The organism is Streptomyces sp. NPDC004667 (assembly GCF_040609475.1).
Taxonomy (GTDB): domain Bacteria; phylum Actinomycetota; class Actinomycetes; order Streptomycetales; family Streptomycetaceae; genus Streptomyces.
In genome coordinates this window covers 1-26,694 of record NZ_JBEXKC010000046.1, presented here as the reverse complement: position 1 = coordinate 26,694, position 26,694 = coordinate 1, and the positions used below count along the sequence as shown (strand labels likewise).

General features: G+C 74.9%; 17 protein-coding genes and 2 tRNA genes. 11 read left to right on the top strand and 8 right to left on the bottom strand.

Annotated features, from left to right (window positions below; translation table 11 throughout):
* The coding region (locus tag ABZW32_RS24190; protein ID WP_356219148.1) for a hypothetical protein at nucleotides 1-193 on the top strand (193 nt) is incomplete at its 5' end.
* A gap of 110 nt (nucleotides 194-303) precedes the next feature.
* On the opposite strand, the gene ABZW32_RS24185 is transcribed toward ABZW32_RS24190, so the two are convergent.
* Both ABZW32_RS24185 and ABZW32_RS24180 read right to left on the bottom strand, forming a co-directional pair.
* Entirely contained in the window at nucleotides 304-855 is a 552-nt protein-coding gene (locus ABZW32_RS24185; protein WP_356219145.1) for a peptidoglycan-binding protein, read from the bottom strand.
* Between the two features lie 332 nt (nucleotides 856-1,187).
* Nucleotides 1,188-1,260: transfer RNA gene (locus ABZW32_RS24180), tRNA-Lys, on the bottom strand.
* Nucleotides 1,261-1,506: 246 nt separating this feature from the next.
* Between ABZW32_RS24180 and ABZW32_RS24175 the strand changes: the two genes are divergently transcribed.
* The 4 genes from ABZW32_RS24175 to ABZW32_RS24160 all read left to right on the top strand — a co-directional run bounded on the left by ABZW32_RS24175 (nucleotide 1,507) and on the right by ABZW32_RS24160 (nucleotide 5,008).
* Nucleotides 1,507-1,580: transfer RNA gene (locus ABZW32_RS24175), tRNA-Met, on the top strand.
* Between the two features lie 206 nt (nucleotides 1,581-1,786).
* Complete coding sequence (locus ABZW32_RS24170) at nucleotides 1,787-2,971, top strand: PP2C family protein-serine/threonine phosphatase (protein ID WP_356219143.1); 1,185 nt, start codon at nucleotides 1,787-1,789, stop codon at nucleotides 2,969-2,971.
* A gap of 337 nt (nucleotides 2,972-3,308) precedes the next feature.
* Nucleotides 3,309-4,358 (top strand): M23 family metallopeptidase, encoded by a 1,050-nt coding sequence (locus tag ABZW32_RS24165; RefSeq protein ID WP_356219218.1) that lies wholly within the window; start codon nucleotides 3,309-3,311, stop codon nucleotides 4,356-4,358.
* A gap of 77 nt (nucleotides 4,359-4,435) precedes the next feature.
* Complete coding sequence (locus ABZW32_RS24160) at nucleotides 4,436-5,008, top strand: hypothetical protein (RefSeq protein ID WP_356219141.1); 573 nt, start codon at nucleotides 4,436-4,438, stop codon at nucleotides 5,006-5,008.
* Here ABZW32_RS24160 and ABZW32_RS24155 read toward each other — a convergent pair.
* The 3 genes from ABZW32_RS24155 to ABZW32_RS24145 all read right to left on the bottom strand — a co-directional run bounded on the left by ABZW32_RS24155 (nucleotide 5,005) and on the right by ABZW32_RS24145 (nucleotide 9,501).
* Nucleotides 5,005-6,375 carry a PrsW family intramembrane metalloprotease gene (locus ABZW32_RS24155; protein ID WP_356219138.1) on the bottom strand — a complete coding sequence of 457 codons (1,371 nt, stop codon included), beginning with the start codon at nucleotides 6,373-6,375 and terminating at the stop codon, nucleotides 5,005-5,007. The two genes, ABZW32_RS24160 and ABZW32_RS24155, sit on opposite strands and share 4 nt — an antisense overlap.
* A 65-nt stretch (nucleotides 6,376-6,440) precedes the next feature.
* A complete protein-coding gene (gene trmB / locus ABZW32_RS24150) occupies nucleotides 6,441-7,256 on the bottom strand; it encodes a tRNA (guanosine(46)-N7)-methyltransferase TrmB (protein ID WP_356219136.1) in 816 nt (271 codons plus the stop codon).
* Between the two features lie 169 nt (nucleotides 7,257-7,425).
* On the bottom strand, nucleotides 7,426-9,501 hold the full coding sequence (locus ABZW32_RS24145; protein WP_356219215.1) for an asparagine synthase-related protein: 2,076 nt from the start codon (nucleotides 9,499-9,501) through the stop codon (nucleotides 7,426-7,428).
* A gap of 815 nt (nucleotides 9,502-10,316) precedes the next feature.
* Here ABZW32_RS24145 and ABZW32_RS24140 point away from each other — a divergent pair.
* The 3 genes from ABZW32_RS24140 (at nucleotide 10,317) to ABZW32_RS24130 (ending at nucleotide 17,142) form a co-directional block, all read left to right on the top strand.
* Nucleotides 10,317-11,957: a sporulation protein gene (locus ABZW32_RS24140; protein ID WP_356219133.1), complete on the top strand. Its 1,641-nt coding sequence runs from the start codon at nucleotides 10,317-10,319 to the stop codon at nucleotides 11,955-11,957.
* Nucleotides 11,958-11,976: 19 nt separating this feature from the next.
* The gene (gene lhgO, locus ABZW32_RS24135; protein WP_356219130.1) at nucleotides 11,977-13,209 is read left to right on the top strand and encodes an L-2-hydroxyglutarate oxidase; all 1,233 of its coding nucleotides are present in this window, start codon (nucleotides 11,977-11,979) and stop codon (nucleotides 13,207-13,209) included.
* A 585-nt stretch (nucleotides 13,210-13,794) separates the two neighbouring features.
* Nucleotides 13,795-17,142, top strand: coding sequence for a BTAD domain-containing putative transcriptional regulator (locus tag ABZW32_RS24130; protein ID WP_356219128.1), 3,348 nt, complete (start codon nucleotides 13,795-13,797; stop codon nucleotides 17,140-17,142).
* Here the strand turns inward: ABZW32_RS24130 and ABZW32_RS24125 are convergent.
* Together ABZW32_RS24125 and ABZW32_RS24120 are read right to left on the bottom strand one after the other, a co-directional pair.
* A complete protein-coding gene (locus tag ABZW32_RS24125) occupies nucleotides 17,129-19,132 on the bottom strand; it encodes a sigma-70 family RNA polymerase sigma factor (RefSeq protein WP_356219125.1) in 2,004 nt (667 codons plus the stop codon). The two genes, ABZW32_RS24130 and ABZW32_RS24125, sit on opposite strands and share 14 nt — an antisense overlap.
* A gap of 712 nt (nucleotides 19,133-19,844) precedes the next feature.
* Nucleotides 19,845-20,618 (bottom strand): helix-turn-helix domain-containing protein, encoded by a 774-nt coding sequence (locus tag ABZW32_RS24120; protein WP_356219122.1) that lies wholly within the window; start codon nucleotides 20,616-20,618, stop codon nucleotides 19,845-19,847.
* A gap of 341 nt (nucleotides 20,619-20,959) precedes the next feature.
* Here ABZW32_RS24120 and ABZW32_RS24115 point away from each other — a divergent pair, with 341 nt between their 5' ends.
* A complete protein-coding gene (locus tag ABZW32_RS24115) occupies nucleotides 20,960-22,378 on the top strand; it encodes an NAD(P)/FAD-dependent oxidoreductase (protein WP_356219119.1) in 1,419 nt (472 codons plus the stop codon).
* Between the two features lie 143 nt (nucleotides 22,379-22,521).
* A complete protein-coding gene (locus tag ABZW32_RS24110) occupies nucleotides 22,522-24,252 on the top strand; it encodes an ATP-binding SpoIIE family protein phosphatase (protein WP_356219212.1) in 1,731 nt (576 codons plus the stop codon).
* 64 nt (nucleotides 24,253-24,316) lie between these two features.
* Here ABZW32_RS24110 and ABZW32_RS24105 read toward each other — a convergent pair whose 3' ends face one another.
* Entirely contained in the window at nucleotides 24,317-25,618 is a 1,302-nt protein-coding gene (locus ABZW32_RS24105; protein WP_356219209.1) for an MFS transporter, read from the bottom strand.
* 124 nt (nucleotides 25,619-25,742) lie between these two features.
* Here ABZW32_RS24105 and ABZW32_RS24100 point away from each other — a divergent pair, with 124 nt between their 5' ends.
* Nucleotides 25,743-26,279 (top strand): MarR family transcriptional regulator, encoded by a 537-nt coding sequence (locus tag ABZW32_RS24100; RefSeq protein WP_266840575.1) that lies wholly within the window; start codon nucleotides 25,743-25,745, stop codon nucleotides 26,277-26,279.
* Nucleotides 26,280-26,694: the final 415 nt, after the last annotated feature.

The following is a 26,694-nucleotide window of genomic DNA, read 5'->3' as shown; positions in this document are numbered from 1 at the left end:
CAACCGTGACGACCGTGGTGGCGACCGTGGCGGCTTCCGCCGTGACGACCGTCCGTCCGGTGGCTTCCGCTCCGGTGGCGCCGGCGAGCGCCCCTACGGCCGCCGCGACGACAACCGCCCCTCCGGCTCCGGTTCGACCGGCTCCTTCGGCGGCCGTCGTGACGACAAGCCCCGCTGGAAGCGCAACGGCTGACGCCTGAGCGCCGCCTGACAAGGGATCGGCCCCCACAGCACTCCGGTGCCGTGGGGGCCGATCCCTTTTCCGTGTCCCGGGCCGCGGGCGTCAGCGGCTCCCGGAGGTGCTCAGCAGCCACCCATGGAGTCGTAGTAGCCCTCGACGCGCACGCCGGGCGCCTTGTAGAAGCTGTAGCGGCCCGTCGTCTTGTTGCGTTCGAAGGTGATGGTCTGGAACTCGTCGATCGTGCCGTCGTACTTGAGGCCCGTCCACTCGCCGGCCCAGAGGTATTCCTTGAGCCACGTCGACGCCTTGCCGAAGGTCTTGTTCCCGACGACACCGTCGGCCTGGCCGGCTCCGAGGTACTTCGCCTGCCACTTCTTCGTGGCCGCCGCCGTGGCCGGACCGAACTTGCAGTCGACGTCCGAGCGGCCGAGGAAGCCGTCGTTGTAGAGGACGGCCTGCCAGATGCCCACCGCACCGCTGTTGGAGTGCTGGGTCGTGGAGAGCAGGCCCTCGTCGCCCCAGTCGTCGGTGACGTCGTCGAAACCGTTGATGTAGCCCTGGGTCGTGGACGCCTGCGCGGCCGTCGCGGTCGTGACCACGCTTCCCAGTGCCAGAGCCGCCGCGGCGACCGCCACCGCCTTGTGCCGGACCGTGCGCACGGAGTTCCTGCTCATCTGACCGCCTTCTCATTCGCGACGAGTTGAGGCCCGCCGTGATCGGCTGCGGGCACTCGGCCCGAGCGTATGAGCCGCTGGTCCAGGCGCGTTTGCACCGGATGCAGAGATCGTTGACTTTGCGCGCGGGGTTTGGGGAGAGCGGCGGAGCGGCTCGTCGGCACCGGTGACTCACGGGGTGCGGTGCGGTGCGGGCCCGGTGCGGCGCGGGCGGAGCGGCGCGGGCCCGGTGCGCCGCGGGCGGCCGGAAACGACCGAGCGCCCCGCCCGGACGAAGCCGGACGGGGCGCTCGGTCCCAGGTCGGGGGGTTTCCCCCACGATCCGGGTGCGGTAGGCCATGTCGGACTCGAACCGACAACCAACGGATTAAAAGTCCGCTGCTCTGCCAATTGAGCTAATGGCCCGGGCGCGCTCACCCCAGAGCATAGCGGGAGAGGGCCCCCAGGCCGATCGGGTATCGACCGGGACGGGCCGCGGCGGTTTCCCGCCATCGGGGGCCCGCCCGGGGCGCAGGGGGCCGGGCGGGGGCCCGGAGGCGGATTGGGGCCCTTCTTTACGGCTCTGACCTGCGGTTATCTCCTTCCGGAGGGGCGGCGGGGGGTTAATTGGCGGAGTGGGTCTCCCGGATGACGTAGAGTTGGGTTTACCGACGCGGGGTGGAGCAGCTCGGTAGCTCGCTGGGCTCATAACCCAGAGGTCGCAGGTTCAAATCCTGTCCCCGCTACTCAGTACGAAGGCCCGGTTCCCTTGTGGAACCGGGCCTTCGTCGTACGCGCCCTCCCGGGGCCGGTGAGCCGCTGCCGTTCGTCCCCCGCCCCGTCCCTCTGCCCCTTCCCTTCACCCGATCGGTCCGGTCCGGTCGCCGTGCGACGGCCCGTGCCGCCAGCCTTGGATGCGGGGCGAGGCGGGACCGGGCGGCAGGAGAGCAGCGTGGCGGGGCTGAGCCGGCAGGGCGGTGGCGCGAGCGGGACGACGGAGCCCGGCGGTGGTGCGGGCCGGCAGGTGCTCCGGGCGCTCCCGGTGCTGCTGATCATCCTCGGCCTCGGCTTCGACGTGCTGACCCCGCCCGGCTTCACGGGCTCCCCCTTCTTCTCGGCGGCCCCGCTGATCGCCGCCCCCGTCTTCAGCTTCCTGGCGACCGCCGTGACCGGGTTCGCCGCCTCCAGCGCCGTGGTGGCCCTGCACTTCCACAACGCCGCCGACTGGAGGGTGGACGCGCTGACCGAGCTGGTGACGGTGGTGACCGTCTCCGGGCTGGCCCTGCTCATCAACCGGGTCGTGCGGCGCAGCGGCGAGCGGCTCGCCTCCGCGCGCGGGATCGCCGAGGCGGCCCAGCGGGCCGTGCTGCCGACGCCGGCCGAGCGGATCGGGGGGCTGCACGTCTCCGCGCGGTACGAGGCCGCGCAGGCCGACGCGTTCATCGGCGGGGACCTCTACGCCGTCCAGGACACCCCGTACGGGGTGCGGCTCGCGGTGGGCGACGTACGGGGCAAGGGGCTGGGGGCCGTGGAGGCCGTCGCCGTGGTCCTGGGCGCCTTCCGGGAGGCCGCGGACACCGAACCGACCCTGGAGGCGCTCGCGGAGAGGCTGGAGCGGGCCCTGGCCCGTGAGGGCGTCCGCCGGGACAGCCTGGACGCGGTCGAGGGGTTCACCACCTGTGTGCTCGGCGAGGTCCCGTCCGGGGCCGGGGTGCTGCGGCTGCTCAACCGGGGGCATCCCGAACCGCTGCTGCTGTACGCCGACGGGGGCCTGGCGGTCCTCGAACCTGCCGAGCCCTCGCTCCCGCTGGGGCTGGGGCTCGGGGTGCTGTCGGCCGGTCCGCCGGATCCGGTCGGGGAGTGGCCCTTCCCGGAGGGCAGCACCCTGCTCCTCTACACCGACGGGGTGACCGAGGCCCGGGACGCGGCGGGCGTCTTCTACGATCCGGCGGCCCGCCTGCGCGGGCGGGTCTTCCCGGGGCCGGGCGAGGTGCTCGGCGCCCTCAGCAGCGACGTCCGCCGGCACACGGGCGGCGGGACCACCGACGACATGGCGCTGCTCGCCTTGGGGCGGCCCCGGGAGGGGCAGCCGGAGCGCAGGCGGACGGTCCCCGTGGTGCGGCGCGAGGAGGAGTGATGCCCGCGCGGTGACGTTGCGTAGTCCATGAGGTGCTCTGCGCAAGGGGATTGACGGTTCGTCATTCGGGCCATCGTGGCTGAAGTGAAGGGGGTGGGCGTGGATGTTTGTCCCGAGTTGAGGCTTGATGAGGTGAATGTTCGGGCCAGAGCTGTTCGGAGTGTGGCTGATTGGGGTTAACGATCAGTCGCAACAGCTTGGAATCACTCCCCCGCGTCTATTACCGTTCGATAACGCAGCGCGGACGTCCCAGCCGTCGCAAGAGACGGCACCCGTGCGCGTTCTCGCTCACGAGGAGTGTGCCCCGGTGGCCTCCAACTCGCCTTCCCCCGAGGGCATCGACGTCCCGGAGACGCCCACCGCCGGAGCCTGGGGCGAGTGGAACCCGACGGAGGACTCCGCCCGTTCGGTCCGCGGCAAGCACCGCGTCCTCAAGCAACGAGGGGGACTGGCCCGCAGCTCCACCGTGCTCGGTGTCGGCGTGATCGCGGCGGTCGGCGCGGGCGGCATCGCCACCGCGCAGGACCGGCCGCAGGTCGCGATATCCATGCCCTCGCTCCCGGACCTGCCCGAGATGCTGGGCGGCGGCCACTCCTCCGGGGCGGCCGGCGCGGACACCGCGGCGCCCGCCGGGGCGGCGGCCGCGCGGACCGCCGGCATCCCGGGGCAGGCCGACGGCCAGGGCCACGGGCAGGCCGACGCGGGGGAGGCCCTGCGCCACCGCATCCTCCAGCAGGCCGAGTCGCAGCAGGAGGCCGTCGAGACCCAGGCGCGGGCGGACGCCGAGCGGACCGCGCGCGAGGCCGCGGCCCAGGAGGCCCGCGCCCAGAAGGAAGCGGCCGACAAGGAGGCCGAGACGGTTCGCGTGGCCGCCGAGAAGGCCGCCGCGGAGAAGGCCGAAGCGGACAAGGCGGCCGCAGCCGCCGCGGCTACGGCGGCCAAGGACGCGGAGGGCGGCGGAGCCGGGGCCGGCGCGGGCATGAAGACCTCGGGCGGCTACTCGCTCCCCACCTCCTCCTACACGCTCACCTCCCACTACGGCGACTCCGGCTCCATGTGGTCCTCCGGGCACCACACCGGCCTCGACTTCGCGGCGCCGACCGGCACCCCGGTCAAGGCCGTGGGCGGCGGCAAGGTCATCTCGGCCGGCTGGTCGGGCGCCTACGGCTACCGGATCGTGCTCCAGCTCGATGACGGTACGGAGGTCTGGTACTGCCACCTCTCCTCCATGGCGGTGACCTCCGGGACGGTCGGCGCCGGCGAGACCATCGGACGGGTCGGCGCGACCGGCAACGTCACCGGGGCCCACCTGCACCTCGAGGTGCGCAAGGGCGGCTCGACGGTCGACCCGCTGGCGTGGCTCGAGTCCAAGGGGCTCGGCGTCTAGCGGAGCCGTCCGGATCCTCGCCGGGGCCGCCCCCGCCGGGCCTGGATTCCATGATCGAATCGCGGGACACTGTGTACATGACACGGGGGCGTACGGGCTTGATCATCGGCGGGGCCTTCGGGCTCGCCTTCATCGCGGTGAACGCGGGCGCCGTGGCGCCCCTCACCGTCCCGCTGCGGTTGCTCGCCATCGCCGCGTTCGTCGGCCTGTTCTTCGCGTCCCGGCCCCCGGCGGCCGGTACCGGGGCCGTCGCGACCGCCCGTACGGAGCCCACGGCAGCCACGGCGCCCGCGGCCCGTCCGGCCTTCGGGCGGCGCTACTGGCTGGTGGTGGCCGCCGAGGTGGTCGCGGGCCTGGCGGGCGTCTTCCTCACGGCCCGCGTGTTCCACGCCCCGCACCTGGCGGTGGCGTGCATCGCGCTCGTCGTCGGGGTGCACTTCTTCGCCCTCGCGGCCGTGTGGCGCCAGGCCTCGCTGCACGTGCTCGGCGCCACGATGACGGCCTGCGGCGCCGCCGGACTGCTCCTGGGCGCGGCCGGGGCGGGAACCGCGGCCGTGTCGGCCGTCGCTGGAATCGCTCCGGGGGTGCTGCTGCTCGCCTCGGCGTGGTGGTCCGCCCTCGCCGCCCGCCGCCCCCGCGCCGCCCTCTAACAGGAGGGGCGGACGGAGGCGGACAGGGCCGGGGTCCTGGGGGGCGGCACCGCCGTCGCGGCCGCTGCCGGGGTCGCCGTCGTGGGTGCCGTCGGCCGCGCGAAGGCCGGTGACGGCCGGGTGGCCTGGGGCTCCCGGGTGGCCTGGGGCGGCCGGGGGGTGTGCGGGCCGGCCAGCGGGTCGTACCACGGCGGCAGCAGCTCCTCCAGTACCGCGGCCCGTGCCAGGGCGGGCGCGGCCGTCGCCCGGCGGAGCCAGAGGCGGTCCAGCAACTCCCGCTCCCGTACGGCGAATTCCCGGTCGAGGGCGGGATCCCGGTCGGGGCCGGCGGTCTGCCGGGCGTGCCGGCGCAGCAGGGCGAGGGCTGCGGCGTCCGCCGCGTAGCGGGACACCGCGCGGGCGGCGGGCCGGCCTCCGCTGCGGCGGGCCAGGGCCCGGGCCAGCGACCGGGCCGGCATCGAGGCCAGCGCCGGGACCTCCGCCGGGCCGAGCCAGCCCGCGCGGGCGTACACCGACAGCTCGGCGGCGACCGCCCGCAGTCTGTGACGCCGTATCCGCACGGCCAGCCCCAGCAGCAGCGCGAACGCCGGGACCATCACGCAGCCGTAGACCGCGTAGAAACCGTACTCACCGAAATGTGAGGAGCCGTTCCACAGCGCGTGCAGCCCCATGGCCAGGCCCAGGCCCAGCAGGGGCGGACCCGTCCGGCGCGCGCGGCCCGCGCCGACCGCGGCCATGCCGAGGCCGAGCCCGGTCAGCACGGTGAACAGGGGGTGCGCGAACGGCGACAGCACCGCCCGCACGAAGAACGTCGCCGCCGTCACGGAGTCCAGGACGCCGGTGCCCTTGGCGAGGTCCTCCTCGAAGGCGTTGCCCAGGTAGAGGACGTTCTCGGTGCAGGCGAAGCCGGTGGCGGTGAACCCGGCCAGCACGAAACCGTCGGCGGGGCCGGTGAACTGCCGTCTTCGGAAGGCGAAGACGAGGAGCAGCGCGGCGGCCTTGGCGCTCTCCTCCACGACCGGCGCGATCGCCACCGAGCCGAACCGGTCGGCGTCGAAGGGGTCGGTGGTGGCCGCGGCTATCCACTCGGTCGCGAAACTGTTCGCCAGTATCGCGATCAGCGCCGCGGTGCAGGCCCCCCAGCCGAAGCAGAACATCAACTGCCGCCAGGGGGCGGGCGCGGCCCGGCCGAGCCACCGGAACGCCGCCATCAGCGGCGGTACGGGCAGCAGGGCCAGGCCGAGTCCTACGAGGAAGCCGGCGGTGCCGGTCTGCTCCCGCACGAGTTCCAGGATGGTGAACCCGGTCGCGGTGAGCAGGGTGACGGGCACGCACACGCGGACCGGGTCCGGTGTGCGTGCGAGCACACGGGAGAGCGCTCGGAGCACATGGTGACCCTACCGAGCCGCTCGGACACTCGGAGTGATGTTTGTCAGTTCTTGGGGCGGGCGCGGGTGAAGAGGAGGTCGTGGACGACGTGGCCCTTGTCGAGTCCCTGGCCCTCGAAGCGGGTGAGGGGGCGGAACTCGGGGCGCGGCGCGTAGCCTCCGTCGGCCTGCGTGTTCTCGAACTCCGGGTGCGCGGTGAGGACTTCGAGCATCTGCTCCGCGTACGGCTCCCAGTCCGTCGCGCAGTGCAGCAGGGCCCCCGGCGCCAGGCGGGTGGCGGCCAGGTCGAGGAACTCGGGCTGGATCAGCCGCCGCTTGTGGTGGCGGGCCTTGGGCCACGGGTCCGGGAAGTACACGCGCAGTCCGGCGAGGGAGGCGGGCGGCAGCATCTCGCGGAGCAGGATGATGGCGTCGCCGTTGGCCACGCGGACGTTGGTCATCCCGCCGCGCTCGGCGAGCGCGAGGAGGTTGCCCTGGCCCGGGGTGTGCACGTCGGCGGCGAGGATGCCGGTCGAGGGGTCGGCGGCGGCCATCTGGGCGGTGGCCTCGCCCATGCCGAAGCCGATCTCCAGGACCACGGGCAGGCCGTCGAAGAGCCGGTTCAGGTCGATGACCTCGTGGCCGTCGATGTCGAGACCCCAGGTCCCCCACAGGCGCTTCAGCGCCTCGCCCTGGCCGGTGGTGACCCGGCTGCGGCGCGGCTGGAAGCTGCGGATCCGCCGCTCGTGGTGCGACCCGGCGGGGTCGGGCGCGGGGCCGTCGGGGAAACGGGGCTCGGTGCGCCACTTGGGGGGCACGTACGCGGTCGCCTCGGGCGCGGTGTCCGGGAGGCTGGGCTGGGGGTTCGGGGACTCAGACACAATGCGCCGATTCTACGACGCGGGTGCCGTGACCCGGTTGGGGTGCGGCTCGGGCGGGGGCCGGGCGGGAGGGGGTCCGGCGGGGGACGGCGGGTGGCGGTCCGGGCGACGGGCGGTCCGGCCGCCGGACGGCGGCCGACGGGCGCGGCGCCGCGGGCGGGGCGGCTGCCTAGCGGGCGGCCGGTGCGCCGCGGGTCAGGCGGGGCAGGGAGGCGTCGAGGGCCGGGACCGCGCGGCGGCGCGGGGTGGAGGTGCCCGTCCAGCAGGTTCCCCGGCGGGCCAGGAGGCGGCGCAGCCACAGCTCCATCGAGACGAGTTCCGCCAGCCCGTCGAGCGGTACGGGCCTGCCGTCCGCGGCGTCGGACAGGGCCCGCTGCACGACCCGGGCCTCGATCAGCCCGGCGTCGGCCAGCAGCGGGGCGGAGAACAGGGAGAGCAGGCCGGGCAGGGCGGCCCGCAGCCCGAGCCGGGTCGCGGTCTCGTTCGGGGTGTGGGCGGTGGCGCCCCACCCGGGCGGCAGTTCCCGCACCCCGGCGGAGGCCAGCACGCTGCGCAGGATCTCGGCGCGGGCCCCGGGCTGCACCCGCAGGGACTCCGGCAGGGCGCGCGCGGCCCGTACGACCTGGTTGTCGAGGAACGGCGCGTGCAGGCGCTGGCTGCGGACCTCCACGGCCTGCTCGAAGACCCGGTGGTCGGCCGCGTGGCGGGCCAGCAGCGCGCGGGCGCGGGCCTCGCCGGGCCGCAGCGAGAGCGGGGGGCGCCCGGCGGCGGCCCGGAGGCGGATCGATACTTCCGCCAGCGCCTCCCCGGTCAGCCAGCCCGCGGCCGGCCCCGGGCGGGACCAGGTCAGGGCGGCCAGGGAGGCGTCGACCGGCCCCGAGACCGCGGCGGCGACCCCGCCCTCGCGCAGCCGGGCCGCGGCCGCCTCGATGCCCGCGCGGTACGGCGTACGGGCCAGGCGGCGGGCCGCCGAGTACACGGTGAGCGGCACGAGGAGGGACTCCCCGGAGGCCGAGGCGGCGCGGGCGAGGGCGGCGACCGGGCGCAGCAGGTGGCGGCGCCTGCGGTCCAGCAGCAGGTCGGCCATGCGGGCGGGGTGCGCGTCGAGGACCTGGCGGGCCCCGTGCCCGGTGAAGTGGTCCGCGGAGCCGGCCGCCAGGCGGCGCCGCTCGCGGGCGGCGGTGACCAGGGAGGGGCCGGGTTCGTCGGTGAGCGGGCCGTCGAGTTCCGCGTAGGGGAGCGCCTCCGCGGCCGCGGCCACCACGACGTGGTGCAGCCGGGGGTCGGCGGCGAGGGCGTGGGCGCGTTCGAGCTCGGCCTCGCGGCCCTGCGGGGTGGCCAGGTCGTTGAAGGTGACGGCGAGGAGCCGGGAGCCGGTGCCGGGCAGGGTGCCGGGGGAGCCCGGGAGCCCGGCGGCGAGGAGGGCCAGCGTCGCCGAGGCGCTGCCGCCGGAGAGGTCGGCGCCCACCCCGGGCGCGGGGGCGCCCCGGGCCGCACGCCGGTCGGCGGGTCCCATTCCGGGCACGGGGCCGGGGTCGGTCACCAGTACGTCGGGAGCATGGCGGGGCGCCGTGAGCCGGGCGCGCACCGCGGCCGTCAACGCTTCCCGTACGCCCTCCACCGCCCGCTCCGGGTCGGACTCGGGCGCGGCCACCGCGAGGGAGGCCACCGGCTCGTACCCGGTGATCTCCCGGGAGCCCTCGCGCAGGATCAGCGTGTGGCCGGGCGGGATCCGCCGCACGCCGACGTACGGTGTGCCGTCGCCCAGGGCCTCGGGGCTGTCGGGGCAGGCCAGCAGGGCCGCGAGGTGGCCGACGTCGAGCTGCGCCTCGATCAGGTCGGCGAGCGGGAGGGCGGCGGTGGCGTACGCGGTGCCGCCCGCCCAGGGCGTGTAGAAGACGGGCCGGGCACCCGCGAGGTCGCCGAGGACGGTGATGCGGCGGCCGGCCTGGACGACGGCGGTGTAGCTGCCGGACCACTCGGTGAGGTGGCGCAGGGCGCCGCCGCGGGCGGCGTAGAGGGCGCGGCGCAGTTCCGCGTCGGTGGCGCCGCAGCAGCCGAGGACGGCGAGCCGGGTGAAGGGGTCCGCGGGGTCGGCGGTGACGGTGCGGATCTCGTCGGGGCGCCAGTCGCCGACGGCCCAGAGGGGGTCGGGGTCGCCCCAGAGCAGTTGGGCGCCGACGGGGTGGACGGTGCGTTCCGCGTCCTGGGCGGCGGGGTCGTCGGCGTACGCGGCGTCCGCGATGCCGCCGCGCGGCGGGGCCGCGTGGGGGTGTGCCCCGTGGGGTCCGTACGCCCCGTGGGCGGGGTCTGCGTAGTCGGCGTAGTCGGCCCGGCCGCCGCCGCGGGCCGGTTCGCCCTGGTGGGAGACCCGGCCGGCCGTGCCGAAGCTCGCGGCGATACTGCTCCACCCGACCAACCAGCGCACCGCCGCCTCCCCCAGCCCGTGGGCACATGACCGGGGCAACGGACGGCACGGACGACGCGGTCGGCGCCGGAGGGCGCGGCCGGCGGGACCCCGGTGGCTCGGGGTCCATGCTGCCACGAGACGGGCGTGCGAGAGTGGCTTCGGGGGCGCGCATGCAAACGAACACGCCCCGGCCACGCGGTATTTGGCGTTCCGTTCCCACCGCCCCATAGGTCGGTTTCGGCCATTCTTCGGCCGTGCCGAGTCCCCCCGCGGCGACTCGCGCGGGCCGCGGTCCGGGAGGCGGTCTCCACCCCCCGGACCGTTCCGCCACCCGCGGGGATTGAGGCGGCGGCATCCCCCGGCCCTCCGGTTCCACGCGGCGGGCCGACCCACGCACCGCACATCGAATCGCCGGGCCCCGGGACCGGCCAGAGCGCACGGCCGGGCGCACGGCCACACGGGCGGAGCACGAGCTGACACGTGCGCCCCGGGGCCGGGCCCCGCCCGGACTGTGCGTACGGACAACAATCCCGCCATACGGAAGTCGGGGCCTTAACGCTTGGGAGGCGGGGAACTACGCTGGGTTTACGAAATGCCGGGCGCCTATGCCCCGGCGGCGTCTGCGTTCCGCGTGTGACGAGGGGTGGCGCATGTCCAGGGAGCTCCGCGAGCCCAATGAGAAGCTCGGCGCCGTCCTCGCCCTCGCGGGCATCAGCAACGCGGGACTGGCCCGGCGGGTCAACGACCTCGGCGCGCAGCGCGGTCTGACGCTCCGGTACGACAAGACCTCGGTCGCGCGGTGGGTGTCGAAGGGGATGGTGCCCCAGGGCGCCGCGCCCCACCTGATCGCGGCGGCCATCGGCGCGAAGCTGGGGCGCCCGGTGCCGCTGCACGAGATCGGGCTCGCGGACGCGGACCCCGCGCCCGAGGTCGGGCTGGCCTTCCCGCGCGACATCGGCGCGGCCGTGCGTTCGGCGACCGACCTCTACCGGCTCGACCTCGCGGGGCGGCGGGGCGGTGGCGGGATCTGGCAGTCGCTCGCCGGGTCCTTCGCGGTGTCGGCGTACGCGACGCCCGCGTCGCGCTGGCTGATATCTCCGGCCGACAGCTCGGTGGCGCGCGAACCGGGTCCCGGCCGGGAGAAAGCTCCGCTTCCGGCTCCGCTTCCGGCGGCCGGGGAGTCCTCCGGTCCGGCAGCCGGGGCCGTGGCGCCCCGGCAGGCGTCCGCAGTGCCCGGACCGTCCGTACGTACCCCCGCGCAGGGCGTTGTGCCCGCCAGGCCCGGATCCGAAACCGGTCAGCAGGCCCCCGTCGCTCCCGCTGCCACGGCCCCTGCCGCTCCCGCTCCCGGCGTGCTCTCGGAGGCCTCCCCGCAGCGCGTCGGCCACAGCGACGTCACGAAACTGCGCGAGGCCGCCGAGGACGCCCGCCGCTGGGACTCCAAGTACGGCGGCGGCGACTGGCGTTCGTCGATGGTCCCCGAGTGCCTGCGGGTCGACGCCGCACCGCTGCTGCTCGGCTCGTACAGCGACGAGGTGGGCCGCGCCCTCTTCGGCGCCACCGCCGAACTGACCCGGCTGGCGGGCTGGATGGCCTTCGACACCGGCCAGCAGGAGGCGGCCCAGCGCTACTACATCCAGGCGCTGCGGCTGGCCCGCGCGGCCGCCGACGTACCGCTCGGCGGCTACGTACTGGCCTCGATGTCGCTCCAGGCGACCTACCGGGACTTCCCCGACGAAGGGGTGGACCTCGCCCAGGCCGCCGTCGAACGCAACCGGGGCCTGGCCACCGCCCGCACCATGAGTTTCTTCCGCCTCGTCGAGGCCCGCGCCCACGCGAAGGCGGGCGACTCGGCGGCCGCCGGGGCCGCGCTGCGGGCCGCCGAGGGCTGGCTGGAGCGTTCCCGCGAGGGCGACGCCGATCCGACCTGGCTGGGTTTCTACTCGTACGACCGTTTCGCCGCGGATGCCGCGGAATGCTACCGGGACCTGAAACTCCCGCGTCAGGTCCGGCGTTTCACCGAACAGGCGCTCTCCCGCCCCACGGAGGAGTACGTCCGCTCGCACGGGCTGCGCCTGGTCGTGAGCGCGGTCGCCGAGCTGGAGTCCGGCAACCTCGACGCGGCCTGCGCGGCCGGCACCCGGGCCGTGGAGGTCGCGGGCCGGATCTCCTCGGCGCGGACCAACGAGTACGTACGGGACCTGCTGCACCGCCTGGAACCGTACGGGGACGAACCGCGCGTCGCGGAGCTGCGCGAGCGGGCCCGACCGCTCCTGGTGACACCCGCGTAGCCGCTCTGTCGGTGGCGGGGTGCAGTATGCAGGGGTGGGAGGTGTCAGCGTGGGCGGCGGCGTGGACTGCGATGTGCTGGTGATCGGTGGCGGGATCGTCGGCATGTCGACGGCGCATGCCCTGTCGCGGCTGGCCCCGGGGACGCGGGTGACCGTACTGGAGAAGGAGACCGGCCCCGCCCGGCATCAGACGGGCCGCAACAGCGGGGTGATCCACAGCGGCATCTACTACCGCCCGGGATCGCTCAAGGCGCGCTTCGCCGTGCGCGGGGCCGCCGAGATGGTGAAGTTCTGCGCGGAGCACGGCATCGCCCACGAGGTGACGGGCAAGCTGATCGTCGCCACCGAGCGCGCGGAGCTGCCCCGCCTGCACTCCCTCGTCCAGCGCGGCCGCGAGAACGGCATCCCGGTGCGCGAGCTCGGCCCCGCGCAGATCGCGGAGTACGAGCCGGAGATCCGCGGCCTCGCCGCCATCCACGTCGGCACGACCGGCATCGTCGACTACGGACAGGTCGCGGCGCAGCTCGCGGAGTCCTCCGGCGCCGAGATCCTCTACGGCGCCGAGGTGGACCTGATCTCCCGCCGCCCCTCCGCCGTCGCCGTGCGCACCACGTCCGGTCTCGTCGTCCGGGCGAAGGTCCTGGTGAACTGCGCCGGCCTGCAGTGCGACCGGATCGCCCGGCTCGCCGGCGACGACCCCGGCATGCGGATCATCCCCTTCCGCGGCGAGTACCACGACCTGGCCCGCCCGGAGCTGGTCCGGGGGCTGGTCTACCCGGTGCCCGACCCGGCGTTCCCCTTCCTCGGGGTCCACCTCACCCGCGGCATCGGCGGCGGCGTCCACGTCGGCCCGAACGCCGTCCCCGCGCTGGCCCGCGAGGGCTACGACTGGGCCACCGTCCGGCCCCGCGACCTCGCCACCGAGCTGGCCTGGCCGGGATCCTGGCGGATGGCGTCCCGGCACTGGCGCTACGGGGCCGGGGAGATCCACCGCTCGCTGTCGAAGCGGGCCTTCACGGACGCCGTACGCCGCCTCCTGCCCGGCGTCACCGCCGAGGACCTCACCCCGGCCGGCTCCGGAGTCCGCGCGCAGGCCGTCCTGCGGGACGGGACCCTCGTGGACGACTTCCTCATCCGCGAGGCCCCGCGCACGGTCCACGTCCTCAACGCCCCGTCACCGGCGGCGACCGCGTCCCTCCCGATCGGCCGGGAGATCGCCACCCGCACCCTCACCACCCTCCGCACCCCCTGACCCCTCCCACCGGCCACCGGGCACCGGACCACACGACCCGGCCGCGGCCCCTCGGCCCCACCACCTGCCGGGCTGCTGCGCTGTGCCGCACCTGTCGGGCTGTTGCGGCGCGGCGCATCTGCCGGGCTGCTGTGCCGTGCCGCATCTGCCGGGCTGCGCCGCCCGGCGCGCCGCGCCGCACCAGAGCGCCTGGCCGCGCCGCCCAGACCCGCCGGACGGAATTCCAGCCCCACCGGCGCCTGAGGCGGGGGGTCAGGGGCGGACCGCCTGGAGCCCTGGCCCTGCTCGGGCCTGGAGCCCCGGCCCGGCCCCAGCCCAGCCCCGGCCCGGCTTGTCCCGGCTCGCGCCCGGCCGGGCCGGCCGGGGTCCCTCCACCGCCGCGCGGCGCGATCTCGTGCCCGGCAGGGGTGGTGCCCGGTTCTGTGGGGGTGGCGCCCGTGCCCGCCCGGGCTGTCGCCGGGTCGGCGCCCGGAAGGGGGCGTACCCGGCGACCGCAGGGGGGCGCCCGGGCGCGTCGGGACCGTCGCCGGGCCGGGGCCCGGAAACTCCGCGCCGCTCCCCGCAGGGGCAGGGCAGAATTGCCCGGTGCGGTACCTCATCCTCGGCACCACCGAGGCACGTGACGAGACCGGCGCCCCCCTTCCCCTCGGCGGCGCCCGCCTGCGCGCGCTCCTCGCCGCGCTCGCCCTGCGCGCCGGCGGCCCCGCCGCCGCCCCCGTCGCCGCCCTCGTCGACGAGGTCTGGGGCGACTACCCGCCCCAGGACGCCCCCGCCGCCCTGCAGGCCCTCGTCTCCCGGCTGCGCCGCGCCCTCGGGTCCCGCGACAGCGTCCGCGCCGACCCCGCCGGCGGCTACCGCCTCGCCGCGGCCCGCGAGGACGTCGACCTCCACCGTTTCACCCGGCTCGCGGCCCTCGGCGCCGAGCAGCTCGCCGCGCCCGCCGCCGACCCCGCCGCCGCGGCGGCCACCCTCCGCGAGGCCCTCTCGCTCTGGCGCGGCCCCGCCCTCGCCGACCTCCCCGAGCCCGCCCGCACCTCCCTCGCCGCCGCCACCGAGGCCCGCCGCACCCGCGCCGCGCGCGACCGCGTCGAGGCGGACCTGCACAGCGGCGCCACCGCACCGGCCGCACTCCTGCCGGAGATCGAGGCGCTGATCCACGAGCATCCGTACGACGAAGAACTGCGCGCCCAGCAGCTGCGCGCACTCCGCGCCGCCGGACGCCCCGCCGACGCGCTCGCCGCGTACGAGCGCACTCGACGCGACCTCGCCGACGGCCTCGGCACCGACCCCGGCCCGCGGCTGCGCGCCCTGCACGCGGAGCTGCTCCAGCCCCCGTCGCCCCAGCCCCCGTCGCTCCAGGCCCCGTCGCCCCCGCCCCCGCCGCTCCAGGCCCCGTCGCCCCCGCCCCCGCAGTCCCGCGGCAACCTCCGCCCCCGCCTGACCTCCTTCGTCGGCCGCGAGCCCGAACTCGCCGCGCTCGCCGGCGACCTCGCCCGCTCCCGGCTCGTCACCCTCACCGGCCCCGGCGGCTCCGGAAAGACCCGGCTCGCCGAGCACGCCGCCGCCGGCCGGCCGGATTCCGGCTGGCTCGTCGAACTCGCCCGACTCGACCACCCCGCCGCCGTACCCGGCGCCGTCCTCAGCGCCCTCGGCCTGCGCGAGAGCAGCCTCGTCGCCCGCGAGAAGGCCAGCACCGCCGACCCCACCGACCTCCTCGTCGAGCACTGCGCGCACCGCAGCCTGCTCCTCGTCCTCGACAACTGCGAGCACGTCATCGGCGCCGCCGCCGAACTCGCCGAACGCCTCCTCACCCACTGCCCCGGCGTCCGCATCCTCGCCACCAGCCGCGAACCCCTCGGCGTGCCGGGCGAGTTCCTGCGCCCCCTCGAACCCCTGCCGCCCGCCCCCGCGCACCGGCTCTTCGCCGACCGCGCCGCCTCCGCCCGCCCCGGCTTCACCCCCGCCGACGATCCCGCCGCCGTCGCCGAGATCTGCGCCCGCCTGGACGGTCTGCCGCTGGCCATCGAACTGGCCGCCGCGCGGCTCCGGCTGCTCACCCCGCGCCAGATCGCCGACCGGCTCGACGACCGCTTCCGCCTCCTCACCGGCGGCGCCCGCACCCTGCTGCCCCGCCAGCAGACCCTGCGCGCGGTCGTCGACTGGTCCTGGGACCTCCTCGACGCCTCCGAACGGGCCGTCCTCACCCGCCTGTCGGTCTTCGCCGGCGGCTGCGACCTGGCCGCCGCCGAAGCCGTCTGCGCCGAGCCGGACGCCGCCGACCCCGACGGCAACGCCGACGGCAACGGCGACGACCACCACGGCCACGGCACCCTCGACGTCGCCGACGTCCTCGGCTCACTCGTCGACAAGTCCCTCGTCCTCGCCGAACCCGACGGCGACGAGAGCGCGCCCGGCATGCGCTACCGCATGCTGGAGACCATCCACGAGTACGCCGCCGAGCGCGCCGCCGCCGACCCGGCCGCCCTCGACGCCGCCGCCCGCCGCCACGCCGCGCACTACCTCGCGTTCGTCGAGCGGGCCGAACCCCTGATGCGCTCGCAGGCCCAGCTCCCCTGGATCCGGCGCGTCGAGACCGAGCTCGACAACCTCCGCACCGCCCTCGACACCGCCCTGGGAACCCCCACCCCGGACGCCACGGAGTCCGCCCAGCGCATCGCCCTCGCCCTCGGCTGGTTCTGGTGGCTGCGCGACTACCGCGTCGAAGGCGTCGAATGGATCGGCCGCATCCTCGACCGCACCCCTGTCGACGCGCCCGAGGGCTCCCGCGCGTACTGGAACGCCCTGCACCTGCGGATCCTCCACATGTTCCTGCTGGCCGAGAGCAACCGGGGCGACCACTTCCGCACCCCCGAGTACCGCGCCCTCGCCGGCCGCATCAAGGACGTCTTCCGCCAGGACTCCCCCGAATCGGTCCGCTTCCCGGGCATGCTCTGGCCCGCACTCGGCTTCCTCACCGGCGAAACCGCCGACTTCCTCGCCGACCTCGACCAGGGCGTCGCCAACGCGCGCCGCCACGCCGGGGACTGGGAACTCGGCGTCATCCTGATGTTCCGCGCCCACACCGCCATCGACACCACGGGCGGCTTGCCCACCGTGGACGCCGACCTCGCCGAGCTCCACAGGATCGCCTCCCGGGTCGGCGATCGCTGGGCACGTGCCCAAGTCGCCAGCGCGGCGGGCGAGATGGCCCTCTCGCGCGGCCGCTACGACGAGGCGCGCGCCGAGTACGAGGAATGCCTGCGCCTGGCCCGCGAGGTCGGCGCCCACACCGAGGTCCCCTTCGCCCTCGCCCGCATCGCGGAGGCCGTCTACAGCGGCGGCGACCTCGACGGCGCCGAACGGCAACTGGCGGAGGCCGAGCGGGAGGCCGACCGGCAGGGCGGGCTCTACGACGTCGTGGCCTTCGCCCGGCTCCTCACCGCGTTCTTCGCCCTCCGGCGCGGGGACACGGCCCGGGCCCGCACCGCGTGCGAGGAGGCCCGCACCGCGGCGGACGGCATCACGGGACCCGCGCAGTTCGCCGCCGGGCTGGCCACCGTCGAGGCCGCCCTCCTCGCCGACGAACAGGGCCCGGAAGCCGGCCTCGCCAAGGCCGCCCGGGGCCTCGCCGACGCGGTCGCCGCCCGCTGCGCGGAGCGGTTCCTGGCCGCCCTCGCCGAGACGGCCGCCCTGCTGCTGGCGGACGCCGACCGGCCGGCCGAGAGCGTACGGGTCCTCGCGGCGGCCACCGCCTGGCGCGCGGGCCACCCACGCTCGGTCCCCGAGGAGGCCGCCCTGGCGGACCTCCCGGCCCGCACCCGCGCCCTGCTCGGGGAGGCCGGCCAGGCCGAGGCGGAAGCGGAGGGCCGGACCCTCAGCCCCGCCGAGGTGGCCGCCCTGCTCGCCGCCCCCACCGCGCTCAGCGGCAGCTGATCACCGAGTCCGCCCAGCTCGCCAGCGTCGGCAGGTGCCCCTGCCCGGCCTGTTCCACCACCAGCCGCAGCGTCCTGTGCCCGGCCAGGGACACCTGGACGTCCGCCGGGGCGTCGCCGTACCCGAGCGCCCCCGAACGCCACAGCCGCTGCCCGTCGCCGTACACGGAGAACCGCAGCTTCCCGTCGGTCCGCAGCGACAGCCCGTCCACCCCGGCGCGCGCCGAGAACTCGGTGCACTGCCGGTTGAGGGCGATCTCCACCGAGGAGCGGGAGTTCACCGTGACGCCCTGCCCGAACCGCCGGCCGCCCACCTCCAGCCCCCACCGCTGCCACACCCAGCTGCTGCGCCAGGTCTCCACCTCCGGCCCGGTGTGCTGCCCGAACGCGGAGTGCCCGATCCGCGCCAGCTGGAAGTCCTGGGCCGCCGGCGGCTTCGGCGAGGGCGTGACGGGTGACGGCGTGGGCGTCGGGGTCCGAGAGGGCTCCGGCTCCGGCACGGGCGAGGCCGACGGCGGCTTCGAAGCGGGGGCCGGGACCGGCGCCGGAGCCGGGGACGGGGACGACGGCGGCCCCGATACGGGAGCCGAGGGTTCCGCGGAGCGCCGGGGCGGTACGGGTACCGGCGCGGCCGGCGACGGAGCCCCCGGCGCACTGCTCTCCGGAGCCGCGGACGCGGGTGGCGTCGGCACGGCCGGAGCCGCCACTGCGGGTGCGGGCTTCACGGCGGCCTGCGGTTCGGGCTCGTCCCCGGCGAGGGCGAACACCACTCCGGCCGCCGCGGCGACCGCTATCCCGGCGGCGATGGCGGCCTTGGCGGGCAGCCCGAGCCCCTCGGCGACAGCGGCACCCCCGCTCCCCGCCCCGGCCCCCCCGGTCCCTCCGGCCGCCCCCGCCCCGGCCGCCCCCGCCCCGGCCGTACCCGCACCCGCAGCACCGGCCCCCGTGGAGGAACCGCCCGCGGCGGCGGCAGCGGCTCCCGCCCCACCGGCCGCGACGGCCCCACCCGCCACGACCCCGGCCGCCTTGGCGGCGTACCCGGCGGCGAACCACCCGATGACCGCGACCGGCAGCAGCGCGGGAATCCCCGCGTTGACGTCCTTCAGCTCCCCGGCGGCGAGCCGGCACTTCACGCACTCCTCCAAGTGCTTGCGCAGCCCCCGCTCCGCCCGCATCCGCAACCCGCCCCGGGCATAAGCCCCCAGCCGGTCCGCGTACCGCGCGCAGTCGCCGCCCTCGCTGAGCGCGGAACTCACGTGCGCCTGGAGGTAGGCCTGCTTGAGGCCCTCCCGGGCCCGACTGGCCAGCACCGCCGTCGCGTTGGCGCTCAGCCCGAACAGCGGGGCGATCGCACTCGGCGAGGCCTCCTCGACCGTGGTGTGCCACAACACGGCCTGCCACCGCTCGGGCAGGCTCCTGAAGGCCTGCAGGGCGAGCGACCGCTCGGCCTCGTGCATCGCCCGGACGTCCGCGCCCAGTTCCAGGCCGTCCTCACCGGACAGCCCGCCCAGCCCGCCCGTGCCCTCGGTTCCGGCCGCGGCCTGCTCCGCGAACAGCGCGAAGTCCTCGACCAGATGCTCCCGCCGGGCGGTCTTCCCCCAGGCCGCGGCGACCCGCCGCACGGTGGTGAGCAGGTACGCCCGCACCGACTGGTCCGGCCCCGCACCGCCGCGCACCGCCTGGAGCGTCCGCGCGAACACCTCGGCGGTCAGGTCGTCGGCCGTGTGCCCGTCCCGGCAACAGGTGCGTGCGTAACGGCGTACGGCCTCGGAGTGCCGACGGAACAGCTCCTCGTACGCGCCGTCGTCACCGCCGCGCATCCGGGCGATCAAGTCGGCGTCGGACGGCGGCAGATCGGCGCCACCCGGCCGCGGAGCGGCGTGCCGTCCCCCGGGTTCGCGCTGGGCCGGCACCTGCCGCGGGGGCAGGCTCCCCGGCCCGGCCTCCCCGCCGGAACCACCGGGGGACTCGTCCCGCCCGTCAACGCTCATCGCGGAAGCCCCCGCACGACACACTCAGCCCGGTACACCGATCCAGCGTGTCACACGGCGCCGGTGCCCCGGATGCCTCTGCGCGGCATCCACCCGTCCGGGCAAGTTCCGACGACTCGATGACAGCACCGAAACGCTCCTCACCCGTTCGAGCGACTGCCACCCCCCGGGCGCCCGTTGACAAGCCGACCAGGAACAACGGGCCCGCCCGCCGGCCCCGGCCATCACCGAAACCCCCGAACCACCGAGCCCCAGGCCGCCCCCGAACCACCGCACCCCGGACCACCCCTGGACCGCCGAGCCCCGAACCACGCGCCCCGGACCACCGCGCCCCAGGCCGTCCGCGAGCTACCGCGCCCCGGACCACCGCGCCCCAGGCCGTCCGCGAGCTACCGCGCCCCGGACTACCGTGCCCCGGGCCCTCCCCGGCCCACTCCGCCCGGAGCCCGCCGTCAACCGCCCCGCCGCACCCCGGCGAAAACCGAGGACCGGCAGAGCCCGACGGCGCTCCCCGACGGAGCCCCTGGACGGCGCTCCCCGACGGAGCCCCCGGACGGAGCCCCCGGAAGGGACCGTCCAGACAGCCCTCCCGCCAGGCCCGCGCGGGGGCCCCGTCCTCCCGGACGGAACCACCCGCCACGGCTCAGGCCACCGGCCCGGGCCACCGGGCCCGGCTCAGCACCTCAGCTCCGGCCCGGCGCAAGCCACCGGCTCACGCCGTCCGGGACCGCAGTCCTTCGAGCAGGATGTCCAGCAGTCGGGCCGAAGCCGCGGCCTGCTGTGCCGGGTCCGGCAGCGCGGGAGCGGCGGTCGCTATCACCAGCAGCACATCGGCCACCGTGACGTCGGCCCGCAGCTCGCCGGCCTCCCGGGCCCGGTCCACGAGCCGCCCGACGACCTCCAGCAGCGCACCCGCCCCGGAGTCCTCCGCGGGCTCGTCCTCGACGGAGCTCCGCGAGCCCACGACCCGAAGGTCCGGCACCCCGGCCACGGCGGCCTGCCGCTGCTGCGGGACACGTGCCGCGGCGGCGTCCTCCTCGGAACCGTCCTCCTCGGCCGCACCGACGCGCAGGACCTGCGGCGGCAGCAGCCGGCCCGCGCCCGAGGCGACGGAGGTCCGCAGGAAGCGCGACAGCGCCTGCCAGGGCTCCTCCTCCTGACCGAGGGCGGACTGGGCCTGCTCCGTCAGCCGGGCGGTCTCCTCCTCGGCTATCCGCCGGACCAGGACGTCCTTGCTCGGGAACCGTCGGTAGACGGTGCCGACACCGACCCGCGCGCGCCGCGCCACGTCTTCCATCGGAGCGCCGTAGCCGAGTTCGCCGAACACCTCGCGGGCGGCCCGCAGGACGTGTTCGAGGTTGCGCTGGGCGTCGACGCGCAGCGGCGTAGAACGGCCCACTCCGTGGGTCGTGGCGCCCGCCATCACGCGGCCGCCGCTCTCCGCGGACAGCGCGGTGACAGAGCCATGGAAATCGGAAATATGCATATGTATCCCCCGGTAATCATTTGTCTCCCCCCGGAGACACTCCCCGCCTTCGCGTCGAGGGGGGCCACGGTCATGGGGCCCTGGTCCTACTCCTCGACGAGATACGAACATAGTTGAGCCAGAGTCAATTCAGAAGAGGCAGCCCCGGACGGAGCACCGCCCGATCGGAGCATTCATCCCCACTTTTCCGCCGCAAGTCTCCGGAATCAACCATTCCGCAGTCCCTGACCTGCGAACCTTTCCCCCGATCCGACCTCCGCGGCAGACCCGCCCCGCCACCCTCACCGGTCACACAATGTGCCGGGCCTGTGGACAAACTCCCGGCCACGTTGCGTCATGGGATGGTGAAGGCTGCTAACTCCCGGGGCGACGCACCCGGCACCCCGCCCCCCGCGCGCATCCTCGTGGTCGGAGGCGGATACGTCGGCATGTACACGGCGCTCGGCCTCCAGCGGAAGCTGAGATCCGGCGAAGCCGAGATCACGGTGGTCACACCCGAGCCCTACATGACCTACCAGCCCTTCCTCCCCGAGGCCGCCGCGGGCTCGATCTCCCCCCGCCACGTCGTCGTCCCCCTGCGCCGCGTCCTCGACCGCTGCCGCATCGTCATCGGCGAGGCCCGCCGCATCGACCACGCCAAGCGGACCGCCACCGTCACCACCCTCGCCACCGCCGACGAGGGCACCGGCGACATCGAGATCGAATACGACGAACTCGTCCTCGCCCCCGGCTCCGTCTCCCGCACCCTCCCCATCCCCGGCCTCGCCGACTACGGCATCGGCTTCAAGACCGTGGAAGAGGCCATCGGCCTGCGCAACCACGTCATCGAGCAGATGGACATCGCCTCCTCCACCCGCGACCCCGAGATCCGCGCCGCCGCCCTCACCTTCGTCTTCGTGGGCGGCGGATACGCCGGCGTCGAGGCACTCGGCGAACTGGAGGACATGGCCCGCTACGCGGCCCGGTACTACCACAACGTCAAACCCGAGGACATGAAATGGGTGCTGGTCGAGGCCAGCGACCGGATCCTCCCCGAGGTCGGCCCCGAAATGGGCACCTACACCGTCCGCGAACTGCGCCGCCGCAACATCGACGTACGCCTGGAGACCCGCCTCGACTCCTGCGAGAACCGCGTCGCCGTCCTCAGCGACGGCTCCCGCTTCCCCACCCGCACCATCGTCTGGACCGCCGGCGTCAAACCCCACCCCGTCCTCGCCGCCACCGACCTCCCCAAGAACGACCACGGCCGCCTCGCCTGCACCGCCTTCCTCACCGTCGAAGGCGTCGAACACGCCTGGGCCGCCGGCGACGCGGCAGCCGTCCCCGACATCACCGCCGCCGAATCCGGAGCCACCTGCGCCCCCAACGCCCAGCACGCCGTCCGCCAGGCCAAACAGCTCGCCGACAACCTCCTCGCCGCCCTGCGCGACGAAGCCCTCACCGAGTACGCCCACAAGTACGTCGGCTCCGTCGCCTCCCTCGGCCTCCACAAGGGCGTCGCCCACATCTACGGCCGCAAGCTCAAGGGCTACCCCGCCTGGTTCATGCACCGCGCCTACCACCTCAGCCGCGTCCCCACCTTCAACCGCAAGATGCGCGTCCTCGCCGAATGGACCCTCTCGGGCCTCTTCAAGCGGGAGATCGTCTCCCTCGGCTCCCTCGAACACCCCAGGGCAGAATTCGAACTCGCCGCGGGCGGACACCGTCCGCACCTCCCGCCGACCCCCACCCCCGACCCCCCGCAGGACAGCCAGGGCTGACGTTGTCAGTGCGGTCGGCCACACTGGACGTGTGACCATAGGTGGGCTCACGCCTGCACAGAGTGACCTCACCGTCCAGACCGTCCAGCGACCGACCACGAGCGACACAGCGACCACTTGCGACACCAAGAGGCTTGAACGCAGTGAACTTCACGCGCTGGAGCGCCCGATTTCCCGGAACGCAGCGCCGCGCCGCCGCCCGGAACGAGCACGCCGCAGCCCAGGCCAAACGGGGTGAAGGCTCCGTCCCGGCAGCCCGCGGCGCGGCCGCCCACCCCGCCCCGCCCCCCGACGGCAGCCCGGCCGACCCCACCGTCCGCGGCACCGGCACGGCACCCCTCCCCGCCGTCCCGGCCCTCGACGAGCTCTCCGTACGGGAGGTCCTCGGCCTGCTCCCGGCCCTCGTGGCCCTCGTCCACGGCCCCGAGCACCGCGTCGCCTACCTCAACGACGCCTACACCGCCGGCTTCGGCCCCCGCACCACCGGCGCCCCGGCCCACGAGGCCCTGCCCGAGCTCGGCGACCTCGGCCTGCTCCCGCTCCTCGACCAGGTCCAGCGCAGCGGCAAGCCCCGTACGGCCAAGAACCGCACCGCCCCCGGCGGCGGCAGCTCCTACACCGTCACCTGCACCCCCGTGGAGTTCCCCAAGGCCGCCACCGACGGCGAAACCGACCCCCACCACAGCGGGATCCTGGTCCACCTCGCCGACGTCACCGACCACGCCGAAGCCGTAGACCGCCTCCGCGCCAGCGAACGCCGCCAGCGCGAGGCCGCCGTCACCCTCCAGCGCTCCCTCCTCCCCCAGGAACTGGAGCAGCCAGACGACCTCCGCGTCGCCGCCACCTACCAGCCCGGCGGCACCGAAGCGGCAGTCGGCGGCGACTGGTACGACGTCATCACCCTCGGCGCCGGCCGCACCGCCCTCGTCATCGGCGACGTCATGGGCCGCGGGGTGCGCGCCGCGGCCGTCATGGGCCAGCTCCGCACGGCCGTCCGCGCGTACGCCCGCCTCGACCTCCCGCCCCACGAGGTCCTGCAGCTCCTCGACGGCCTCGCCGCCGAGATCGACGCCAGCCAGATCGCCACCTGCGTCTATGCCGTCCACGACCCCAACGAAGGCCTCCTCGCCTACGCCTCCGCCGGCCACCTCCCCATCCTCGTCCGCGACGAGGACGGCACCGTCCGCCGCGCCGCCGACCCCACCGGCCCCCCGCTCGGCACCGGCGGCTGGCTCCACAGCTCGGGCACCATCGCGCTGGGCCCCGGCTCCACCGCCGTCCTCTACACCGACGGCCTCGTCGAACGCCGCGGCGAGGACATCGACGAAGGCGTCGCCGCCCTCGAACGCGCCCTCTCCGGCGCCCAGGGCACCCCGGCGATCATCTGCGACCGCCTGATGCGCGCCCTCGGCGTGGACGCGGACCACGACGACGACGTCGCCGTCATGGTCCTCCAGCAGCCCGCCCGCACCGGCGCCGACGCCGAGCTCTTCCACAACGCGGCCCTCGAACTCCTCGGCGGAGTCGAAGCCGCCCCCCGCGCCCGCGCCTTCGCCCAGGGCGTCCTCGCCTCCTGGCGCTTCCCGGCCGAGCTCTGCGACCTCGGCGTCCTCGCCGCGAGCGAGCTCGTCGCGAACTCCCTCCAGCACGGCACCCCACCCATGCGCCTGCGCCTGCGCCGCACCGACCGCCGCCTGATCATCGAGGTCACCGACGGGGACGACCACCTCCCGCGCCGCCGCCGCGCCGAACCGGCCGACGAGACCGGCCGCGGCATCTCGATCATCGCCACCATCGCCTCGTCCTGGGGCAGCCGCCGCACCCCGGGCGGCGGCAAGGCCGTCTGGTGCGAGTTCGCCCTGCCCGACAAGTAGCCGCACACGGAAAAGGCCCCGGTCCAAAGGACCGGGGCCTCACCACACCCATACATACGTACGACTACACGTGCGCGGGCTCCGCAGCGACGACGCCCACGGGAGCCGCACCGACCGCCGGCCCACCCTGCGCCACGACACGCGACAGCGACGGGTTGTCCTGCACCGGGCTCAGCTGCCCGCCCAGCCGCAGCGCCAGCCAGGCGATGCCCAGCGAGACCGCCACGAACACCCCGATGTAGAGCATCGGGATCCCGGCACCCAGCGGCACGCCCAGCGGCCCGAGCGCCAGTGCCATCTGCTTCACCAGGGCGAAGGCCGAGTTGTACTGCCCGACCGAACCCTCCGGAGCCAGATCGGCCACCAGCGGCGCCAGCGTCGGCGACAGCATCGCCTCGCCGATCCCGAAGAGGGCGTACGTCGTCACGAACGCGCCCGCGGCCATGACCGCACTGCCGTGACCCAGCCCCGAGAACCCGGCGATCACCCAGGCGACCGTCCAGATCAGCCCGACCAGCGCGATGACCCGCGACCGACGCCGCTTCTCCACCAGACGCAGCACCACGAACTGCGCCACGACGATCGCACCGGTGTTGGCGGCGAGCGCGAACCCGAGGGTGGACGGGCTGATCCCCGCGGCCTCGGTCCCGAAGGCGGCCAGACCCGACTCGAACTGCCCGTAGCAGGCGAAGAACAGCACGAAGCCCAGCACGCACAGCTGCACCATCGCCTTGTGCTGCAGCATCCGCTTCCAGCCGCCGCCGGCCTGCGCCCCGTCCTTCTTCGGCATGGCGTCCTTGAGACCCGCCACCTGGGGCATCCGCACGGTGGCGATCACCGCGGCCAGCACCAGGAACATCACGGCCTCGATGCCGAAGAGCAGCGTGAAGCTGGCGGGCCGGCTCTCGTCGACGATCTGACCGCCGACGAGACCGCCGATGCCCAGACCCAGGTTCTGCATGAAGAACTGCAGGGCGAAGGCCCGCGTCCGGGTGGCGGGCGTCGAGCACCACACGATCATCGTGGCCAGCGCCGGCTGCATCACGGCCTGTCCGGCACCCAGCGCCAGCGCCGACAGCAGGATCGGCACGATCCCCGTCGACAGCCCGAGCGACAGCGCGCCTACCGAGGCGGCCACGGCCGCACCCATGACCACGGGCACCGGACCACGTCGGTCGATGACCCGACCGGTGAAGGGCAGCGCGACGAGAGCACCCAGGGCGAACGCCACGAACGCGCTCGTGGCGGCCATGGAGCCCAGACCTCGCACCTGCGCCACATAGATGTAGAGGAACGGAACCGTGAAGCCGATGCCGAACGCGGTCAGCGCGTTCCCGGCCTGGATCCGCCGCATCGCAGCGCCCATCACCTTGGTCACTTCTCACCCGCCTTGATAACTGAAGCCTGAAGACTTCATACCTAAAGTTCGACCCTTAACTCTACACATCGAAGGAGTTAGACGCCAACGAGCTCGTGCGATACTTCGACCCATGGGTGACACCCCCGACGGCGCCACGCCCGTCCACGAGCCGAGCCTCGACGAGCAGATCGCCGTCTACCAGCGCGAATTCCAGGACCTCGACCCCCAGGTCGAGAAGGTCGTCTCGGCCCTGAGCCGCCTGAACCGCCGCATGAACGTCGCCTACGGGCGCCAGACCGCGGCCCTGGGCATCAGCAACGCGGAGTGGGAGGTCCTCAAGGCCCTCGTCATCTCCGGGGCGCCCTACCGGATGGGCCCGAGCGAGCTCGCGAAGCAGCTGGGCCTCACGCCGGCGGCGATGACCCACCGGATCGACCGCATGACGTCGGAGGGACTGGTGACCCGCGAGCGGGACGAGTCCAACCGCGTCCGGGTGATCGTGGAGCTGACGGACGAGGGCCGCAGCAAGTGGCTCGACGCGATGCGCGCGGCCACGGTCTTCGAGGAGGACCTCCTCCAGGACCTGTCGACAGCGGAACGCGGAGTCCTGGGTGACATGCTCACCCGCCTCCTGGACCGCGTCGAAGACCTCCAGTCCCGGGCCTGACCGCCCGGGTTGACACCGCCGTCGCTGATCCGTAAGGTTCTTCGAGTTGTCCCAGAGCCGGAAGGTTCTGGCGTCAACGAATCCCGCCGCCTCGTTGCGGCACCCAACTCAGCACGATCTCCCACTGGGAACGAATTCGGCGTGCCCGAATTCATTTCCGAAGGCCCGATTATCGGTTGCCGGGGAAATCCGCTAGAGTTCAGGAGTCGGAAGGGCCCAACAGCCCGGAAGACAAACCCCGCTGACTGGGGGTCAGGCCCGAAAGGATCTGATAGAGTCGGAAACGCAAGAACAGAACGAAAGCCCGGAGGAAAGCCCGAGAGGGTGAGTACAAAGGAAGCGTCCGTTCCTTGAGAACTCAACAGCGTGCCAAAAATCAACGCCAGAAGTTGATACCCCGTCCACTTCGGTGGAT

What these genes read in the sequence shown, in the direction of transcription:
- ABZW32_RS24120 (WP_356219122.1), bottom strand. Translation starts at nt 20,618, where the DNA reads ATGCATATTTCCGATTTCCATGGCTCTGTCACCGCGCTGTCCGCGGAG.
- ABZW32_RS24185 (WP_356219145.1), bottom strand. Translation starts at nt 855, where the DNA reads ATGAGCAGGAACTCCGTGCGCACGGTCCGGCACAAGGCGGTGGCGGTC.
- ABZW32_RS24140 (WP_356219133.1), top strand. Translation starts at nt 10,317, where the DNA reads ATGTCCAGGGAGCTCCGCGAGCCCAATGAGAAGCTCGGCGCCGTCCTC.
- ABZW32_RS24105 (WP_356219209.1), bottom strand. Translation starts at nt 25,618, where the DNA reads ATGGGCGCTGCGATGCGGCGGATCCAGGCCGGGAACGCGCTGACCGCG.
- ABZW32_RS24160 (WP_356219141.1), top strand. Translation starts at nt 4,436, where the DNA reads ATGACACGGGGGCGTACGGGCTTGATCATCGGCGGGGCCTTCGGGCTC.
- ABZW32_RS24100 (WP_266840575.1), top strand. Translation starts at nt 25,743, where the DNA reads ATGGGTGACACCCCCGACGGCGCCACGCCCGTCCACGAGCCGAGCCTC.
- ABZW32_RS24125 (WP_356219125.1), bottom strand. Translation starts at nt 19,132, where the DNA reads ATGAGCGTTGACGGGCGGGACGAGTCCCCCGGTGGTTCCGGCGGGGAG.
- ABZW32_RS24115 (WP_356219119.1), top strand. Translation starts at nt 20,960, where the DNA reads ATGGTGAAGGCTGCTAACTCCCGGGGCGACGCACCCGGCACCCCGCCC.